The sequence below is a fragment of the Pandoraea commovens genome, assembly GCF_024704525.1.
Taxonomy (GTDB): domain Bacteria; phylum Pseudomonadota; class Gammaproteobacteria; order Burkholderiales; family Burkholderiaceae; genus Pandoraea; species Pandoraea commovens.
In genome coordinates this window covers 3,987,315-4,005,381 of sequence record NZ_CP102780.1, presented here as the reverse complement: position 1 = coordinate 4,005,381, position 18,067 = coordinate 3,987,315, and the positions used below count along the sequence as shown (strand labels likewise).

The 18,067-nt window shown below is 61.6% G+C and carries 15 protein-coding genes; 14 read left to right on the top strand and 1 reads right to left on the bottom strand.

Annotated features, from left to right (window positions below):
- Positions 1–2 precede the first annotated feature (2 nt).
- From carB to NTU39_RS18095, 3 genes are all read left to right on the top strand, one after another.
- Positions 3–3,245, top strand: a complete 3,243-nt coding sequence (carB, locus tag NTU39_RS18105) for a carbamoyl-phosphate synthase large subunit (RefSeq protein ID WP_039397142.1) — start codon at positions 3–5, stop codon at positions 3,243–3,245.
- A gap of 305 nt (positions 3,246–3,550) precedes the next feature.
- Complete coding sequence (gene greA / locus NTU39_RS18100; RefSeq protein ID WP_039397144.1) at positions 3,551–4,027, top strand: transcription elongation factor GreA; 477 nt, start codon at positions 3,551–3,553, stop codon at positions 4,025–4,027.
- On the top strand, positions 4,011–4,526 hold the full coding sequence (locus NTU39_RS18095) for a DUF4149 domain-containing protein (protein ID WP_150578120.1): 516 nt from the start codon (positions 4,011–4,013) through the stop codon (positions 4,524–4,526). Before greA ends, NTU39_RS18095 begins: the two co-directional genes overlap by 17 nt.
- Before the next feature lie 142 nt (positions 4,527–4,668).
- On the opposite strand, the gene yhbY is transcribed toward NTU39_RS18095, so the two are convergent.
- Positions 4,669–5,169 carry a ribosome assembly RNA-binding protein YhbY gene (gene yhbY, locus NTU39_RS18090; RefSeq protein WP_150663408.1) on the bottom strand — a complete coding sequence of 167 codons (501 nt, stop codon included), beginning with the start codon at positions 5,167–5,169 and terminating at the stop codon, positions 4,669–4,671.
- Positions 5,170–5,325: 156 nt separating this feature from the next.
- Here yhbY and NTU39_RS18085 point away from each other — a divergent pair, with 156 nt between their 5' ends.
- The 11 genes from NTU39_RS18085 to phoR all read left to right on the top strand — a co-directional run bounded on the left by NTU39_RS18085 (position 5,326) and on the right by phoR (position 18,037).
- Positions 5,326–5,976, top strand: a complete 651-nt coding sequence (locus NTU39_RS18085; RefSeq protein ID WP_150578121.1) for an RlmE family RNA methyltransferase — start codon at positions 5,326–5,328, stop codon at positions 5,974–5,976.
- Between the two features lie 119 nt (positions 5,977–6,095).
- Positions 6,096–7,970 (top strand): ATP-dependent zinc metalloprotease FtsH, encoded by a 1,875-nt coding sequence (gene ftsH / locus NTU39_RS18080; protein ID WP_150663407.1) that lies wholly within the window; start codon positions 6,096–6,098, stop codon positions 7,968–7,970.
- A 526-nt stretch (positions 7,971–8,496) separates the two neighbouring features.
- Positions 8,497–9,276, top strand: coding sequence for a dihydropteroate synthase (gene folP / locus NTU39_RS18075; protein WP_246184482.1), 780 nt, complete (start codon positions 8,497–8,499; stop codon positions 9,274–9,276).
- 113 nt (positions 9,277–9,389) lie between these two features.
- Positions 9,390–10,733 carry a phosphoglucosamine mutase gene (glmM, locus tag NTU39_RS18070; protein WP_150663406.1) on the top strand — a complete coding sequence of 448 codons (1,344 nt, stop codon included), beginning with the start codon at positions 9,390–9,392 and terminating at the stop codon, positions 10,731–10,733.
- 464 nt (positions 10,734–11,197) lie between these two features.
- Positions 11,198–12,232 (top strand): phosphate ABC transporter substrate-binding protein PstS, encoded by a 1,035-nt coding sequence (gene pstS, locus NTU39_RS18065; RefSeq protein ID WP_150578124.1) that lies wholly within the window; start codon positions 11,198–11,200, stop codon positions 12,230–12,232.
- A 139-nt stretch (positions 12,233–12,371) separates the two neighbouring features.
- Positions 12,372–13,346 carry a phosphate ABC transporter permease PstC gene (gene pstC, locus NTU39_RS18060; RefSeq protein WP_150663405.1) on the top strand — a complete coding sequence of 325 codons (975 nt, stop codon included), beginning with the start codon at positions 12,372–12,374 and terminating at the stop codon, positions 13,344–13,346.
- A gap of 2 nt (positions 13,347–13,348) precedes the next feature.
- Positions 13,349–14,245: a phosphate ABC transporter permease PstA gene (gene pstA, locus NTU39_RS18055; RefSeq protein ID WP_150663537.1), complete on the top strand. Its 897-nt coding sequence runs from the start codon at positions 13,349–13,351 to the stop codon at positions 14,243–14,245.
- Between the two features lie 71 nt (positions 14,246–14,316).
- Entirely contained in the window at positions 14,317–15,099 is a 783-nt protein-coding gene (pstB, locus tag NTU39_RS18050) for a phosphate ABC transporter ATP-binding protein PstB (RefSeq protein WP_039397158.1), read from the top strand.
- A gap of 21 nt (positions 15,100–15,120) precedes the next feature.
- A complete protein-coding gene (gene phoU, locus NTU39_RS18045) occupies positions 15,121–15,828 on the top strand; it encodes a phosphate signaling complex protein PhoU (protein WP_039397160.1) in 708 nt (235 codons plus the stop codon).
- 53 nt (positions 15,829–15,881) lie between these two features.
- Entirely contained in the window at positions 15,882–16,583 is a 702-nt protein-coding gene (phoB, locus tag NTU39_RS18040; RefSeq protein WP_010805263.1) for a phosphate regulon transcriptional regulator PhoB, read from the top strand.
- Between the two features lie 113 nt (positions 16,584–16,696).
- Positions 16,697–18,037 carry a phosphate regulon sensor histidine kinase PhoR gene (gene phoR / locus NTU39_RS18035; RefSeq protein ID WP_150663404.1) on the top strand — a complete coding sequence of 447 codons (1,341 nt, stop codon included), beginning with the start codon at positions 16,697–16,699 and terminating at the stop codon, positions 18,035–18,037.
- The last annotated feature ends 30 nt before the right edge of the window (positions 18,038–18,067 follow it).

The window sequence follows — 18,067 nt, the reverse complement described above, 5'->3', positions numbered from 1 at the left end:
TTATGCCAAAGCGCACAGACATCAAGAGCATCCTCATCATCGGCGCCGGCCCGATCATCATCGGTCAGGCATGCGAGTTCGATTATTCCGGCGCACAGGCCTGCAAGGCACTGCGCGAGGAAGGCTACAAGGTCATCCTGATCAACAGCAACCCTGCCACGATCATGACCGACCCGGACACGGCCGATGTCACCTACATCGAACCGATTACCTGGGAAGTCGTCGAGCGCATCATTGCCAAGGAACGCCCGGATGCCATTCTCCCGACGATGGGCGGCCAGACCGCGCTGAACTGCGCGCTCGACCTGCATCGTCACGGCGTGCTCGACAAGTACAAGGTGGAACTGATCGGCGCATCGCCGGAAGCCATCGACAAGGCCGAAGACCGTCAGAAGTTCAAGGACGCGATGACCAAGATCGGTCTCGGTTCGGCCAAGTCGGGCATCGCCCACTCGATGGAAGAAGCCCTCGCCGTGCAGGCGCAGATCATGGCCGAGATCGGCGGCAGCGGTTACCCGATGGTGATCCGTCCGTCGTTCACACTCGGCGGCTCGGGCGGCGGTATCGCCTACAACCGCGAAGAATTCGAAGAGATCTGCAAGCGCGGTCTCGACCTCTCGCCCACGCGCGAACTGCTCATCGAAGAGTCGCTGCTCGGCTGGAAGGAATTCGAGATGGAAGTCGTGCGCGACCGCGCCGACAACTGCATCATCGTCTGCTCGATCGAAAACCTCGACCCGATGGGCGTGCACACCGGTGACTCGATCACGGTGGCACCCGCACAGACGCTGACCGACAAGGAATACCAGCTGCTGCGTAACGCATCGCTCGCCGTGCTGCGCGAGATCGGTGTGGAGACGGGCGGCTCGAACGTCCAGTTCTCGATCAACCCGAAGGACGGCCGCATGGTCGTCATCGAAATGAACCCGCGCGTGTCGCGTTCGTCGGCGCTGGCCTCGAAGGCCACCGGCTTCCCGATCGCCAAGGTTGCCGCGAAGCTGGCCGTCGGCTACACGCTCGACGAGCTGCGCAACGAAATCACCGGCGGTGCAACGCCGGCTTCGTTCGAACCGACCATCGACTACGTCGTCACCAAGGTGCCGCGTTTCGCCTTCGAGAAGTTCCGCGAAGCCGATGCCCGCCTGACCACGCAGATGAAATCGGTCGGTGAAGTGATGGCCATGGGCCGCACGTTCCAGGAATCGTTCCAGAAGGCCATGCGCGGTCTGGAAGTCGGTGTGGACGGTCTGGACGAAAAGTCGACCGACCGCGACGAGATCGTGGCCGAAATCGGCGAGCCGGGCCCGGACCGTATCTGGTACGTGGGCGACGCGTTCCGTCTGGGCATGAGCCTCGAAGAGGTGTACGCCGAGACCGCCATCGACCCGTGGTTCCTCGCCCAGCTCGAAGCCATCGTCAAGAAGGAAAAGGCACTGTCGGGCCGCACGCTGGCAAGCCTGACGACCGAAGAACTGCGCTTCCTGAAGCAAAGCGGCTTCTCGGATCGCCGTCTGGCCAAGCTGCTCGGCACCGATCAGACCGCCGTGCGTAAAGCGCGTATCGCGCAGAAGGTGCGTCCGGTCTACAAGCGCGTGGACACCTGCGCTGCCGAATTCTCGACCAACACGGCTTACATGTACTCGACCTATGAGGAAGAGTGCGAAGCCCAGCCGACCGACAAGAAGAAGATCATGGTGCTCGGCGGCGGTCCGAACCGTATCGGTCAGGGTATCGAGTTCGACTACTGCTGCGTGCACGCCGCGCTCGCCATGCGCGAAGACGGCTACGAGACCATCATGGTCAATTGCAACCCGGAAACTGTGTCGACGGACTATGACACGTCGGATCGTCTGTACTTCGAGCCGGTGACGCTGGAAGACGTGCTGGAAATCGTCGACCTCGAAAAGCCGGTCGGCGTGATCGTGCAGTACGGCGGCCAAACCCCGCTCAAGCTTGCACTGGATCTCGAAGCGAACGGTGTGCCCATCATCGGCACGAGCCCGGACATGATCGACGCCGCAGAAGACCGCGAGCGTTTCCAGAAGCTGCTGCATAAGCTCGGTCTGCGTCAACCGCCGAACCGTACCGCCCGCGCGGAAGACGAAGCGCTCAAGCTGGCCGCCGAAATCGGCTACCCGCTGGTGGTGCGCCCGTCGTATGTGCTGGGTGGCCGTGCGATGGAAATCGTTCACGAGCCGCGTGACCTCGAACGCTACATGCGCGAAGCCGTCAAGGTGAGCCACGACAGCCCGGTGCTGCTCGACCGCTTCCTGGACGACGCCATCGAGTGCGACGTCGATTGCATCTCGGACGGTAAGGACGTCTACATCGGCGGCGTGATGGAGCACATCGAACAGGCGGGCGTCCACTCGGGCGACTCGGCTTGCTCGCTGCCGCCGTACTCGTTGTCGGCCGAGACGATTGCCGAACTCAAGCGTCAGACGGCCGAGATGGCCAAGGCGCTGAACGTGGTCGGTCTGATGAACGTGCAGTTCGCGATTCAGCAGGGCAACGGCGTCGATACGATCTACGTGCTGGAAGTGAACCCGCGTGCGTCGCGTACGGTGCCGTACGTCTCGAAGGCCACGGGCCGCCAACTGGCCAAGATCGCCGCACGTGCAATGGCCGGTCAGTCGCTGACGTCGCAAGGCATCACGAGCGAAGTCGTGCCGCCGTATTACAGCGTCAAGGAAGCCGTGTTCCCGTTCGTGAAGTTCCCGGGCGTCGACCCGGTGCTCGGACCGGAAATGCGCTCGACGGGGGAAGTGATGGGCGTGGGCCGCACGTTCGGCGAAGCGCTCTTCAAGTCGCAACTGGCAGCGGGTTCGCGTCTGCCTGCTTCGGGCACGGTGCTGCTCACGGTGAAGGACGCCGACAAGCCGCGCGCGGTCGAAGTAGCGCGCATGCTGCACTCGCTGGGCTATCCGATCGTCGCTACGCGTGGCACGGCGGCGGCCATCGAAGCGGCCGGGATTCCGGTGCGCGTGGTCAACAAGGTGAAGGACGGTCGTCCGCACATTGTCGACATGATCAAGAACGGCGAGATCGCGCTGGTGTTCACCACGGTGGACGAAACCCGCACGGCGATTGCCGATTCGCGCTCGATCCGTATGTCGGCGCAGGCACACAAGGTCACGTATTACACGACGATCTCGGGTGCCCGCGCAGCGGTGGAAGGCCTGAAGTATCTGCAGAACCTGGAGGTCTATGACCTCCAGGGCCTGCACGCGCAACTGCCTGCCTGAGTGTCGGGCAGGTGACGCAGGTCCGCCCGGGGCGGTCGGCTTGTTAGGTTGAGTCGGCTGCGTCGGGCAAAGTCGCAAAACAATGGCGCGTTCGTCGGGGAACTGATCTCCACCGGACGCGCCAAATGCTTTAGACGTGCTCGCAGTGTGACCACGCGCCGCGCGGCCGGTCCTCCGGTTGGCAGCGTCGGCAACTCTGCTACACTAATGCAACATAGGTGTCACAGCCGCGGTCGAGCGGCGTTCGCAAAAAGTGCGAATGCGGCTTCGCTGCGGCAATTTTTTTGTCTTTCGGAACAACGCGCATGAGTACCATTCCTCTGACCAAGCGGGGCGCTGAACTGCTCAAGGAAGAGCTGCACCGCCTGAAGACCGTCGAACGTCCGCACGTGATCACGGCGATTGCTGAAGCCCGTGCGCAGGGCGATCTGTCGGAAAACGCTGAATACGACGCTGCTAAAGAAAAGCAGGGCTTCATCGAAGGGCGTATCGCCGATCTCGAATCGAAGCTCTCGGCAGCACAGATCATCGATCCGTCGGTGTTGGATGCCGAAGGTCGTGTGGTCTTCGCCGCAACCGTCGAACTCGAAGACCTCGAGAGCGGCGGCACGGTGCTGTATCAGATCGTCGGCGACGACGAGGCTGACCTGGAGCACGGCAAGATTTCGGTGAGCTCGCCGATTGCCCGTGCATTGATCGGTAAGTACGCAGGCGATGTGGCCGAAGTGCAGGCCCCGAGCGGCGTGCGCGAGTACGAGATCATCGATGTCCGCTACGTCTGATGTGACGTTTGCCAGCGGTGCGCCACGGCTGGAACGACTGTTCCGCCTGATCGCCACCGTCTGGTGCGGCAGCCAGTGGGCGATCGGCTATATCGTCGCCCCGACACTGTTCGCTGTGCTGGAATCGCGCATGGTGGCCGGAACGGTTGCCGGTCGACTGTTTCACACGCAAGCCTGGCTTAGTCTGGTGTGCGGCGTGTTGCTGGTCTGGCTGTCCACCGCGCTGATCGCGCGCACGGCCGATGCACAGGCAGCGCGCAGCTATCGCGGTCTTCGTTGGCTCGCGGTGGCGATGATGGTGTGTGTGCTGATCAGCTCGTTCGGCCTGCAGCCGTTGATGGCCGATCTGCGCGCACAGGCAGAAGCGTCGGGCGTCGACATTGGCCAATCGGCCTATGCTTCGCGCTTTGGCATGCTTCATGGCATTTCGAGCGGCCTTTATCTGCTGCAAAGCTTGCTGGCAATTGCGCTGATCTGGCGCCAGCCGGTGCGCGGCTAATTGCCGCAGCAGGGCAGGGAGAGACGGAAATCGTCTTCAATCCTGTCCAATGGTGTCACACATAAAAAAACGCGCCCGACGATGTCAGGGCGCGTTCTTTTGAGGGCTGGCGGAAGTTGCAACGTCCGCCGCCATCGGGGACTTAGTCGTTGCGCTGGCGCTTGACGCTGGTCTGACGCTTCTTGGCGCGCTTGACGATACCACCGGCGGTCATGCGTTCGTTGCCTGCAACCGTCACTTTCTTGACGGTCGGGCGACGCCCGGCGTTGGTGCTGGACTTGACGACGGTCACGGTGCGCGGTGCGCGACCCTTGACCGTAGCGCCGGTGCCGCCGGACTTGCCGCGAACCGGCGTGACCGTTTCGTCCGGCGTCGGGCGATACAGAACGAGCAGCTTACCGATGTGTTGCACCGGCGCTGCACCCAACTGGTCGCAGATGGATTCGTAAATGGCCACGCGCGTGTCGCGTTCGTCACCGAACACACGTACCTTAATCAGTTCGTGGGCTTTCAGTGCGCCGTCGATTTCCTTGAGCACCGCAGGCGTCAAGCCATCGGCGCCGATCAGAACGACGGGATTCAGCGCGTGAGCGGCAGAGCGCATGTCGGCGCGTTGCGCCGGGGTCAGGGTCAAAGCGGGCATAAAAGACAGAAGACAGACGAGACAAACGAGGTAGGATGCGCCCGCAAATCGAGGCCTGAACACCGTTAGCGGCCGATGAAGGCTGCCGGCGGGCTAAAAGATTTTGGGCGCGCAAGGGCGTATTATCCTGCAAATTCGCAGTGTTTTTGAAGAAATATGGCAAAAAACCGTTTCAACCACGCGTGGTTGCACGATCACATCAACGATCCCTACGTCAAAATGGCGCAGCGCGAGGGCTATCGTGCCCGTGCCGCCTACAAACTCAAGGAAATCGACGAGCAGGACCGGCTGATTAAGCCGGGCCAGGTCATCGTCGACCTCGGCTCGACGCCGGGTAGCTGGAGTCAGTACGCCCGTAACAAGCTGGCGGGCGGCAAGCGCGTCGAGGGTGGCATCGACGGGACGATCATTGCGCTCGACATCCTGCCGATGGACCCGATCGCCGACGTCCACTTCCTGCAGGGCGACTTCCGCGAGGACAGCGTGCTGGAGCAGCTCGAAGAAATCGTCGCCGGACGCAAAGTCGACCTTGTAGTTTCCGATATGGCCCCCAACTTGTCGGGTGTGGCGTCGGCCGATGCGGCGCGGATCGAGCATTTGTGCGATCTGGCGCTGGATTTTGCACAGCGACACCTGAAACCGGAAGGGGCGTTACTGGTCAAATGTTTTCACGGCAGCGGCTATAGCCAGATTGTCGAAAAATTCAAACACCAGTTCAAAACCGTGGCGCCGCGCAAGCCAAAGGCGTCGCGAGACAAATCTTCCGAAACGTTCATTCTGGGTCGGGGTTTGAAAAATCCGGCTTGATGCCCGTCAATACAGCGCACTGGCGCTATGGTGGCGGTAGAGAATCACTATAGCGGTGCGCCTGCGAGTGGATTAGAATGAATTCCTGGCGCGAAGCGATTTCATGAAGGAGCAACGCTTTGAACAATAATATGTTTTCCAAAGCGGCGGTGTGGTTAGTCATCGCGCTGGTCTTGTTTACTGTTTTTAAACAGTTCGACAAGCCGCACGTCCAGGAGGGCGTGACGTACTCCCAGTTCATGGACGATGCCAAGAATGGCAAGATCAAGAACGTGGTGGTGCAGGGCCGCAGTCTTCAGGTGACGCCTAGCGACGGCCAGAAGTACACCATCGTGTCGCCCGGCGACATCTGGATGGTCGGCGATCTCATGAAGTACGGCGTTCAGGTCTCGGGTAAGGCCGACGACGAACCGAACGTGCTCATGTCCGCGCTGTATTACCTCGGACCTACGTTGCTGATCATCGGCTTCTGGTTCTACATGATGCGACAGATGCAGGGCGGGGGTAAGGGCGGTGCCTTCTCCTTCGGCAAATCCCGCGCGCGCCTCATCGACGAGAATGCCAATCCGGTCACCTTTGCCGACGTCGCAGGCTGCGACGAAGCCAAGTACGAAGTCGGCGAACTGGTCGACTTCCTGAAAGATCCCCAAAAGTTCCAGAAACTGGGCGGACGTATTCCGCGCGGTGTGCTGCTGGTCGGCCCGCCGGGAACCGGTAAGACGCTGCTGGCTCGTGCCATCGCCGGTGAAGCCAAGGTGCCGTTCTTCAGCATCTCGGGCTCGGACTTCGTGGAAATGTTCGTCGGCGTGGGCGCTGCCCGTGTCCGTGACATGTTCGAAAACGCGAAGAAGCAATCGCCCTGTATCGTGTTCATCGACGAAATCGACGCGGTCGGTCGCCATCGCGGCGCTGGCATGGGCGGCGGTAACGACGAACGCGAACAGACGCTGAACCAGATGCTGGTCGAGATGGACGGCTTCGAAGCGAATTCGGGCGTGATCGTGATCGCCGCGACGAACCGTTCGGACGTGCTGGACAAGGCGTTGCTGCGTCCGGGCCGTTTCGACCGTCAGGTCTACGTCGGTCTGCCGGATATCCGTGGCCGCGAGCAGATCCTGAAGGTGCACCTGCGCAAGGTGCCGATCGCGAACGACGTCGATGCATCGGTGATCGCCCGCGGTACGCCGGGTATGTCGGGTGCCGATCTGGCTAACCTCGTGAACGAAGCCGCACTGTTCGCCGCGCGCCGTAACAAGCGCATCGTCGAGATGCTGGACTTCGAAGACGCGAAGGACAAGATCTTCATGGGTCCGGAGCGCAAGTCGGCTGTGATGCGCGACGAAGAGCGCCGAGCCACGGCTTACCACGAGTCGGGGCATGCGGTGGTCGCCATGCTGCTGCCGGGTGCCGATCCGGTGCACAAGGTCACGATCATTCCGCGTGGCTGGGCGCTGGGTCTGACGATGCAGTTGCCGGAGCACGACAAGTACTCGGAGTACCGCGACACGATGCTCACGCAGATCGCCATTCTGTTTGGCGGCCGTGCAGCAGAAGAAGTGTTCATCAATAAGATGTCGACGGGCGCTTCGAACGACTTCGAGCGTGCGACCAAGCTGGCGCGCGACATGGTGACCCGCTACGGTATGTCGGACGCCCTGGGCCCGATGGTCTATGTCGATACCGAGCAGGATTCGATGTTCGGCCGGATGTCCGCCAAGTCGGTGTCTGAAGCGACGCAACAGAAGGTCGACACGGAAGTTCGCCGCATTCTGGACGAGCAATACGCGCTGGCGAAGAAGCTGCTGGAAGACAACCGCTCGAAGGTCGAGTCGATGACCGAAGCCCTGATGGAATGGGAAACGATCGACGGCGAGCAGATTGGCGACATCATGGAAGACCGCCCGCCGCGTCCGCCGAAGGGTGGCCAGTCGAACGGCGGTGCTTCGGGTGGCAACCCGCCGCTCAAGCCCAGCAACACCCCGGCGACCGTCTGACGGACGCCCTGGCAGTCGAAAGACTGTCTCCCAGAAAGGCCGGCACTTCGCCGGCCTTTTTGCATTTCCGACGCGAAAGCCGAAGACTTCGGGCGACGTTTTGGGCGCTCGGCGCGAGCAAAGGCCGGAATATCGGGCGAAGAGCAACGCCTTAGCCAGCATTTCTCGGGCGTTTCACGAACGTGGATTTCGTTGTTACCGAGTGTTTCCGTCGTCGATGTGACAGTCGAATCCGGTAACATTACGGCCATATGGGGCGTCCGGTACACCGGGCGCGTCGGCCCGACCCGCACTTCAGTCGTACGGGCCGCGATATGGGTTTTATTGAGCTACGAGCTTCCGAATGTCCACCGAGCAGTCGCAATCCCTTTCTTCGTCCGCGCAGGCAGCGCATACGGGCGTTCCTGACACACAAAGCGTGACCGACGACATCGTCCTTCCGGCGAGCGCGTCCGAGGTGCCCGTCAAACCCGACACGCTGGCGCTGGGGCCGCGCTTCCGGCTCGACGCGCGCCGCGTTCACGTCATGGGCATCCTGAACGTCACGCCCGACTCGTTCTCCGACGGCGGCAAGTTCGTGGCGCGCGACGCCGCACTGCGCCACGCAGAGCAACTGATTGCCGACGGCGTCGACATTCTCGACATCGGTGGCGAATCCACTCGTCCGGGCGCAGAGGCGTTGCCGGAAGACGCGGAGCTCGAACGCGTTGTGCCTATTGTCGAAGCGTTGCGCGATTGCGGCGTGCCGCTGTCCATCGACACCTACAAGCCCGGCGTGATGCGCGCAGTCCTGGCCGCCGGGGCGGACATGATCAACGATATCTGGGGCTTCCAGCAGCCGGGCGCGCTCGAGGCCGTGCGCGACAGCGAGGCCGCCCTGTGCGTCATGCACATGCTGCACGACCCGAAGACGATGCAGGATGCCCCGATCTATACGGACGTGGTGACCGAGGTCGCGGCCTTCCTCGATGGCCGTGTCGATGCGATGCTTGCCGCCGGTGTTGCGCCGACGCGTCTCTATCTGGACCCGGGATTCGGTTTTGGCAAGAATCTCGCCCATAATCTCGCCTTGCTCAAACATTTGCGCGTGCTGTCGCGTGACGGTTTGCCCTTACTCGTCGGTATGTCGCGCAAGCGGATGCTGGGTGAAATCACCGGACGTCAGACACCGCAGGAGCGCCGCGTGGCGAGCGTTGCGGCGGCGATCTGCGCAGCGCAACGGGGCGCTGCGATCGTGCGCGTGCACGACGTCGCCGAGACGGTCGATGCGCTCAAGGTCTGGCAAGCCGTGCGCGATGCCGAGTAAGTGTGCAAACCGCATACGCGACATACGCAGCAAAAAAGCCGCTACAAATAACGAATGACGCGCACGCCTGAAGAGTCAACCGGCGCGACGCGTCAACTGGGAACGATGCAACGATGAAACGACGCTATTTTGGGACCGATGGGATTCGCGGCACGGTAGGTGAGAGCCCGATTACGCCGGAGTTCGTACTGCGCTTGGGCTACGCCGCCGGACGCGTGCTCGCGGGTAATCAGTCCACAGGCCGCCCCACGGTATTGATCGGCAAGGACACGCGTGTCTCGGGCTACATGCTCGAAGCGGCGCTCGAAGCCGGTTTTGCCGCCGCAGGCGTCGATACCATGCTGGCCGGGCCGATGCCCACGCCCGCCGTCGCTTATCTCACGCGTGCGCTGCGTCTGGCCGCGGGCGTGGTGATCAGCGCATCGCACAACCCGTATCACGATAACGGCATCAAGTTCTTCTCCGCAGACGGCAACAAGCTGCCGGATCAGACCGAACTGGCCATCGAAGCCGAACTCGATAATCCGATGACCTGCGTGCGCTCCGAGCAGCTCGGCAAGGCGCGCCGTCTGGATGACGCCGCAGGCCGCTACATCGAGTTCTGCAAGAGCACCTTCCCGAACGACTTCGACCTGCGCGGCATGAAGATCGTGGTCGACTGCGCCAATGGCGCGGCGTATCACATCGCCCCGCACGTGTTCCACGAACTGGGCGCCGAGGTCATTGCCATCGGCAATCAGCCGAATGGCTTCAACATCAACGAAGACTGCGGTGCGACCGCGCCGGATGCACTCATGCGCGCCGTGCGCGCCAACCACGCCGATCTGGGTGTGGCGCTCGACGGTGACGCCGATCGCCTTCAGATCGTCGACAGCGCAGGGCGTCTTTTTAACGGCGACGAACTGCTGTATCTGCTCGTCAAGGACCGGCTGGAGAACGGTGGCGTGGCCGGTGCGGTCGGCACGCTCATGACCAATATGGCGGTCGAAGTGGCGCTCAAGGGCTTGGGTGTGCCGTTCGTGCGTGCAAAGGTGGGTGACCGCTACGTGCTGGAGCAGTTGTACAAGCACGGCTGGCAGATCGGCGCAGAGGGCTCGGGACACATTCTGTGTCTCGACAAGCACACCACGGGCGACGGCATCGTCTCGGCACTTCAGGTGCTGGCCGCGATTCGCCGCGCGGACAACAAGCCGCTGGCCAAGTTGCTCGAAGGTGTGCGTCTGTTCCCGCAACATATGATCAACGTGCGTACGCCGGCCGGTTACGACTGGCAGGCCGATACCCGTCTGAGCGCCGAGCGCGAGGCCATCGAGGCAACGCTGGGCGATGCGGGGCGAGTGCTTATCCGCGCCTCGGGCACCGAGCCGGTGTTGCGCGTGATGGTCGAAGCGCGCGACGAGTCGCAGGCGTCGGCCTTCGCTCAGCAACTGGCGAACGTCGTCAAAACGGCCGCGTAATTGCCGTAATAAGTGCAGTAATTGCCCTCAGGCGACGCCCTCAGCGGCGTCGCCTGCCTTCCTGAAGCCTCCCCGCGCGAACGCACTGCGCACCTCCTTGGGTTTCCTCCGCAGGCTCCCTACCATCATGGCAATCTGAGCGGTCGACGTTCACATTTGTGACAACTGCCTGAGATTCGTCAGACCATTTCCGACACCGATCCGTCACTGTCACGGCGCTGACATAGGCTGAAAATAAGGGTTTCCGACTGCCTGATTTTCATTGGAAATCCTCCGAAACCCGCGCCAATCAACGATCTTCGCAAAATTGTCATGAACGCCGGAATCCGCATGCAATGTGACGATTCCGGGACGGCTCCGTGACATTGGTATTGTGAGCTTTCGAAAATGACACATTACTGTCACATTCGGAATCTATTCTTCGAGCCATCCACACGCTGTACCACACCAACTCGGAGAGATCCATGAAGCTGATGAAGACTGCGATTGCCGGCCTGGCTGGCGTTCTGTTCGCCGCTGGCGCGATTGCGGGCGAGATTACGGGCGCAGGCAGCACGTTTGCCGCACCGATCTACACCAAGTGGGCTGACGCCTATCAGAAGTCGACCCAGAACAAGGTCAACTACCAGGGCATCGGTTCGTCGGGCGGCATCAAGCAGATCCAGGCCAAGACCGTCGATTTCGCCGGTTCGGACGCCCCGCTGACCGATGAAGAACTCGCCAAGCAAGGCCTGTTCCAGTTCCCGACGGTCGTCGGCGGCATCGTGCCGGTGATCAACGTTCCGGGCGTGAAGGCTGGCGAACTCGTCCTGTCGGGCGAAGTGCTGGGCGACATCTACCTGGGCAAGATCAAGAAGTGGAACGATCCGGCCATCGCCAAGCTGAACCCGAAGGCCAAGCTGCCGGATACCGACATCGCCGTGGTTCGCCGCGCCGACGGTTCGGGCACCAGCTTCGTGTTCACGAACTACCTGTCGAAGGTCAACGCCGAGTGGAAGAGCAAGGTCGGCGAAGGCACCACGGTCAACTGGCCGACGGGTACGGGCGGCAAGGGTAACGATGGCGTCGCCGCCTTCGTGCAACGTCTGCCGGGCGCGATCGGCTACGTGGAATCGGCCTACGCCAAGCAGAACAAGCTGACGTACACGGCCCTGACGAACGCCGACGGCAAGACCGTTGAGCCGACCGCCAAGACGTTCGCCGCTGCCGCTGGCAAGGCCGAATGGTCGAAGACGTTCTATCAGATCCTGACGAACGAAAAGGGTGCGGATTCGTGGCCGATCGTGGCTGCCACGTTCGTGCTGGTTCACCAGAAGGCTGACGCTGGCAAGGAAGCGCAAAGCGCCGACGTGCTGAAGTTCTTCGACTGGTCGTTCAAGAACGGCGCCCAGACGGCTCAGGAACTCGACTACATCTCGCTGCCGGAAGACGTCCTGAAGCAAATCCGTGCTGGCTGGAAGGCGAAGGTTGCCGAGTCGGCCTCCAAGGCTGGCGTCTAAAACGCTTTGCATGAGGCACCGGGCGATGCAACGTAGCGTTGCCCGGCACCTCGAAACCGGCAATATCCGCGCCGCCTGTTCCGAAGCCCGAATCGATATCTGGCAACGGCTGGCGGCGCGCTCACGCTGAGACGACATCATGGCAGAAGCCACCAGCCCCCTCGCATCATCGGGCGCGCAGCGCGCTCCGTCTTCCCTGGGCGATTTTCTCTTCGCGCTGCTCACCCGCGCCGCCGCCGTCATTACGCTGCTCCTGCTCGGTGGCATTATCGTGTCGCTGATCGTCAGCGCACTGCCGTCGATCGAGAAGTTTGGCTTCGCCTTTCTGTGGACGAAGGAATGGGATCCTCCCGCAGAACAATTCGGCGCGCTCGTGCCCATCTACGGCACGATCATCACGTCGGTCATCGCCCTGATTATCGCGGTGCCGGTCAGCTTCGGCATCGCCCTGTTTTTGACTGAACTCTCGCCCGTGTGGCTGCGTCGCCCGCTGGGCACCGCCATCGAGCTGCTGGCTGCGATCCCGAGTATCGTCTACGGGATGTGGGGCCTGCTGGTCTTCGCCCCGATCTTCAGCCAGTACTTCCAGAAGCCGCTGGGCGCGCTGCTCGGCGGTGTGCCGATCATCGGCGCACTGTTTCAGGGCCCGCCGCTCGGTATCGGTATTCTGCCCGCCGGCGTGATCCTCGCGATCATGATCATTCCGTACATCGCCTCTGTCATGCGCGACGTGTTCGAAGTCACGCCCGTGCTGCTCAAGGAGTCGGCTTACGGCATCGGTTGCACGACCTGGGAAGTGATGTGGCGCGTGGTGCTGCCCTTCACGAAGACGGGTGTGATCGGTGGCGTGATGCTGGGTCTTGGCCGCGCGCTTGGCGAGACGATGGCGGTCACGTTCGTGATCGGTAACACGAACCTGCTCGACAACATTTCGCTGTTCTCGCCGGGTAACAGCATTACTTCGGCACTCGCCAACGAGTTCGCCGAAGCGGGTCCGGGGCTGCATACGGCTGCACTGATGGAACTCGGCCTGATCCTGTTCTTCATCACCTTTGTGGTGCTGGCGCTGTCCAAACTGATGTTGCTGCGCCTCGAGAAAAGCGAAGGTAAATAATGATGACCCAACAAGCGCTCGAATTGGAAACGCCCGCCGTGAAGCCCACCGACGCCTTCACCCGCGTGCGTCTGCAAGCGTATCGCCGCCGCAAGAACATGTTCGCGATCGCCATGTCGCTTGCGGCCATGGCCTTCGGTCTGATCTGGCTGCTGTGGATCCTCTACACCACGCTTTCGCTGGGCATCGGCGGCCTGTCGCTGTCGCTGTTCACCGAAATGACGCCCCCGCCGAACACGGCCGGTGGCGGTCTCGCCAACGCCATCGCAGGCAGTCTGGTGATGGTGGGGGTTGCAACGCTGGTCGGCACGCCGCTGGGCATTCTGGCCGGTGTGTATCTGGCGGAGTACGGTCAGAAGTCGTGGCTCGCGAGCATTACGCGTTTCATCAACGACATTCTGCTGTCGGCCCCGTCGATCGTGATCGGCCTGTTCGTCTACGCACTGGTGGTCGCGCAGATGGGCCACTTCTCGGCCTGGGCCGGCATCATCTCGCTCGCGCTGTTGCAAATTCCGATCGTGATCCGTACCACGGAGAACATGCTCAAGCTGGTGCCGAACAACCTGCGTGAAGCGGCCTTCGCACTGGGCACGCCGAAGTGGCGAATCATCGTAAAGATCACGCTGAAGGCGTCCATCGCCGGTATCGTGACGGGCGTGTTGCTGGCCGTGGCGCGTATCGCGGGTGAGACAGCACCGCTGCTGTTCACGGCCCTGTCGAACCAATTCTGGTCGATGAACCTGAACCAGCCGATGGCCAACCTGCCGGTCACCATCTTCAAATTTGCCATGAGCCCGTTTGCCGAATGGCAATCGCTCGCCTGGGCGGGCGTATTCATCATCACCCTCGGGGTGCTGTTCCTGAACATTCTGGCGCGTACGTTGTTCGCCAAGAAGTAATCGGCAACTTCGAACGACACCACGCGACCATAACGCGACGACCAACGCATACCTGACGGTTGAGACAGACCATGACGAACCCGACTCAAGAAATCAAGCTGCCCTCGAAGATCGAAGTCAAGAACCTGAACTTCTTCTACGACAAGTACCACGCGCTCAAGAACATTAACCTGCGCATTCCCGACCGTAAGGTGACGGCCTTCATCGGCCCGTCGGGTTGCGGCAAGTCGACCCTGCTGCGCACGTTCAACAAGATGTACGCCCTCTACCCGGAGCAACGCGCCGAGGGCGAGATCAACATGGACGGTGAGAACCTGCTGACCGCCAAGCAAGACATCGCGCTGCTGCGCGCCAAGGTCGGCATGGTGTTCCAGAAGCCGACGCCGTTCCCGATGTCGATCTACGACAACATTGCGTTCGGTGTGCGCCTGTTCGAAAAGCTCTCGCGCTCGGAAATGGACGATCGCGTGGAGTGGGCCCTGACGAAGGCCGCGCTGTGGAGCGAAGTGAAGGACAAGCTGCAACAGTCGGGCTACGGCCTGTCGGGCGGTCAGCAGCAGCGTCTGTGTATCGCACGCGGTATCGCGATTCGTCCGGAAGTGCTGCTGCTCGACGAACCGTGCTCGGCACTCGACCCGATTTCCACGGGCCGCATCGAAGAACTGATCGCCGAACTCAAGGACGACTACACGGTCGTGATCGTGACCCACAACATGCAGCAGGCCGCACGTTGCTCGGACTTCACGGCGTATATGTACCTGGGCGAACTGATCGAATTCGGCGAGACCGAAAAGATCTTCATCAAGCCGGACCGCAAAGAGACCGAAGACTACATCACCGGCCGTTTCGGTTGATGCCACGAGGAAACCCGCGACATGAACGATAAACACCTTTCCAGCCAGTTCGATACCGACCTGAATCAGGTTTGCTCGCGCGTCCTCGAAATGGGCGGCCTGGTCGAATCCCAGATCGTCACGGCGATGCAGGGCCTGAACACGTTCGACCGCACGCTGGTCGACGAAGTGATCTCGAACGAGCATCGTCTGAACACTCTGGAAGTCGAGATCGACGAGGAGTGCAGCAAGATCATCGCCCGTCGCCAGCCGACTGCGCGTGACCTGCGTCTGCTGCTGTCGATTTCGAAGACGATCACCAACCTTGAACGCGCTGGCGACGAGGCCGAGAAGATCGCCAAACGTACCCGTCACCTGCTGGAAGACGGCGCGGCGCAAAGCGTGAATTTCGCCGAAATCAAGCTCTCGGGCGAGATGGCGGCGCAACTGCTGCGCCGTACGCTCGACGCGTTCGCGCGGCTGGACATCGTGGCCGCCGCCGAGATCGTGCGTGACGACAAGGCCATCGACAATGAATTCCGTGGCTTCGTGCGAAAATTGGTGACGTACATGATGGAAGATCCGCGGACCATCTCCGCCGGTCTGGACTTCCTGTTCATTGCCAAGGCTATCGAGCGTATCGGCGATCACGCGAAGAACATCGCCGAATTCATCATTTACATTGTCAAGGGCACCGACGTCCGGCACATTTCGCGCGAAGACTTGCAGCGCAAAGTGCAAGGCGAATAAGGGATTGAGGCGAATAAGACCGCCCGACATTACTGAAGGTTTGAGAGGAACCGATGCCTAGCAGCATTCTGATCGTGGAAGACGAGCCGGCGATTTCCGAGCTGATCTCCGTTAACTTGCAACACGCGGGTCACTATCCGATTCGGGCGTACAACGCAGAGCAGGCGCTCACGTTGATCAGCGACGTCCTGCCGGATCTCGTTCTGCTCGACTGGATGCTGCCTGGCAAGTCGGGCGTGACGTTCGCGCGTGAGCTGCGTGCGAACGAGCGCACCAAGCACGTGCCCATCATCATGCTTACTGCGCGCAGCGAAGAGCAAGACAAAGTGATGGGGCTCGAGATCGGTGCGGACGACTACGTCACCAAGCCGTTCTCGCCGAAGGAACTGATGGCGCGCATCAAGGCTGTGCTGCGCCGTCGTGCGCCGCAGCTGACCGAAGACGTGGTGAGCGTGAACGGCTTGAAGCTGGACCCGGCCACGCATCGCGTGACGAGCCACCAGTCGAGCGGCGATATCAAGCTGGACCTCGGCCCGACGGAATTCCGTCTGCTGCACTTCTTCATGACGCACCCGGAGCGCGTGCACAGCCGCTCGCAGTTGCTCGATCAGGTGTGGGGCGATCACGTTTTCGTCGAAGAACGTACGGTGGACGTGCATATCAAGCGCCTTCGCGCTGCCCTCAAGCCGGCAGGCCACGATGCTATGATCGAGACCGTACGCGGCAGCGGCTACCGACTGACGAAGTCGGTCTGACGCGGCGGGGCGATCCGGTCAGGCTCACGGCCGGTCGACCCCGTCGAAAGCTGCCGTGCCCATGCCGCTCGCGTCCTCCCGGCGACGCGCGGCAAAATTCCTGTGCATCGTCTATGAATATCATCTGGGCCCGTGCGCTGGCGTTTCTGATCCTGCAAGCGGCCATTTCAGTGGCCGTCGGCTGGCTCTTTGGCGCAAGCGTGGGTTATGTCACCGCAGTCGCCCTGTTGGTGATTCAGCTTTTCTTCAACGTCTATCACGCCCAGCGCCTTTGGCGTTTGCTCGACGCCCCGGTCTATGGGGAAGTGCCGAGCGCTCTCGGGTTGTGGGGCGAAATCTATTACCGGCTGCACAAGCTGGCCAAGCGCTGGCATAACCAGGTCAAGCAGGTGGAACAACAGCACGCGCGTTTCATTCAGGCGATCCAGGCATCGCCCAACGGCGTGATCATGCTCGACGAGCACAATCAGATCGAGTGGTGCAATGCGATTGCCGAGATGCACTTCGGCATCGACGCCAAGCGCGATCTGCGTCAACAGATCACCCATCTCCTGCGCACCCCGGCCTTTGTGCATTACCTGTCGTCCGAACGCTACGATGAAGCGCTGCTCATGCATCACATGGGCGAGAAGCGCAACAACGTGCTGTCGATGCAGGTATTTCCTTACGGCGACAATCGCAAGCTGATCATCTCGCTCGACGTGACCGATCTTGAGCGCACCGACGCGATGCGCCGTGACTTCGTGGCCAACGTCTCGCACGAGCTGAAGACGCCGCTCACGGTGCTTTCCGGCTTTCTCGAGACGGTGGGCGAACTGCCGCTGTCCCCGGACGAGATCCAGCGCTACGTGGAAATCATGCGTCAGCAGGCGGGTCGCATGCAGAACATCGTGAACGATCTGCTCACGCTGGCGAAGCTCGAAGGCAGCGGCAAGCCGCCCTCGGACGACCGCATCGACATGGGCATGCAGATGCGTTCCCTGCGCGGCGACGCCGAAGGCCTGTCGCAAGGTCAGCACGTGATCGAAGTGACGGGGTCCGAGGGGCTCGATCTGCGCGGTGCGGAAGGCGAGTTGCATAGCGCGTTCAGCAACCTCGTGAGTAATGCCGTGCGTTACACGCCGCAGGGCGGCAAGATCCGCATCGAATGGGGTCCGACGGACGACGGCGGCGCTCGCTTCGCGGTGATCGACTCCGGGCTGGGCATTCCGGCCGAGCACATTCCTCGCCTGACCGAGCGTTTCTATCGCATCGACCGCAGCCGTTCGCGCGATACGGGCGGCACCGGACTCGGGCTGGCGATCGTCAAGCACGTGCTCACACGCCATCAGGCCGATCTGCGCGTGACGAGCGAGGAAGGGCATGGCAGCACGTTCGCCATCCATTTCCCGCCGACGCGTGTGGTGCATCGCGCACCGGTCGATACGCCGTCGGATGCGTCGGTGAATGGTTGACCTGTGACTTGTCGCTGAAATGAAGAAGGG

Coding starts and splice junctions, on each gene's coding strand:
- carB (WP_039397142.1), top strand. CDS start 3: ATGCCAAAGCGCACAGACATCAAGAGCATCCTCATCATCGGCGCCGGC.
- pstA (WP_150663537.1), top strand. CDS start 13,349: ATGACCCAACAAGCGCTCGAATTGGAAACGCCCGCCGTGAAGCCCACC.
- phoB (WP_010805263.1), top strand. CDS start 15,882: ATGCCTAGCAGCATTCTGATCGTGGAAGACGAGCCGGCGATTTCCGAG.
- phoU (WP_039397160.1), top strand. CDS start 15,121: ATGAACGATAAACACCTTTCCAGCCAGTTCGATACCGACCTGAATCAG.
- phoR (WP_150663404.1), top strand. CDS start 16,697: ATGAATATCATCTGGGCCCGTGCGCTGGCGTTTCTGATCCTGCAAGCG.
- glmM (WP_150663406.1), top strand. CDS start 9,390: ATGAAACGACGCTATTTTGGGACCGATGGGATTCGCGGCACGGTAGGT.
- folP (WP_246184482.1), top strand. CDS start 8,497: ATGGGCATCCTGAACGTCACGCCCGACTCGTTCTCCGACGGCGGCAAG.
- pstC (WP_150663405.1), top strand. CDS start 12,372: ATGGCAGAAGCCACCAGCCCCCTCGCATCATCGGGCGCGCAGCGCGCT.
- greA (WP_039397144.1), top strand. CDS start 3,551: ATGAGTACCATTCCTCTGACCAAGCGGGGCGCTGAACTGCTCAAGGAA.
- yhbY (WP_150663408.1), bottom strand. CDS start 5,169: ATGCCCGCTTTGACCCTGACCCCGGCGCAACGCGCCGACATGCGCTCT.
- pstB (WP_039397158.1), top strand. CDS start 14,317: ATGACGAACCCGACTCAAGAAATCAAGCTGCCCTCGAAGATCGAAGTC.
- pstS (WP_150578124.1), top strand. CDS start 11,198: ATGAAGCTGATGAAGACTGCGATTGCCGGCCTGGCTGGCGTTCTGTTC.
- NTU39_RS18085 (WP_150578121.1), top strand. CDS start 5,326: ATGGCAAAAAACCGTTTCAACCACGCGTGGTTGCACGATCACATCAAC.
- NTU39_RS18095 (WP_150578120.1), top strand. CDS start 4,011: ATGTCCGCTACGTCTGATGTGACGTTTGCCAGCGGTGCGCCACGGCTG.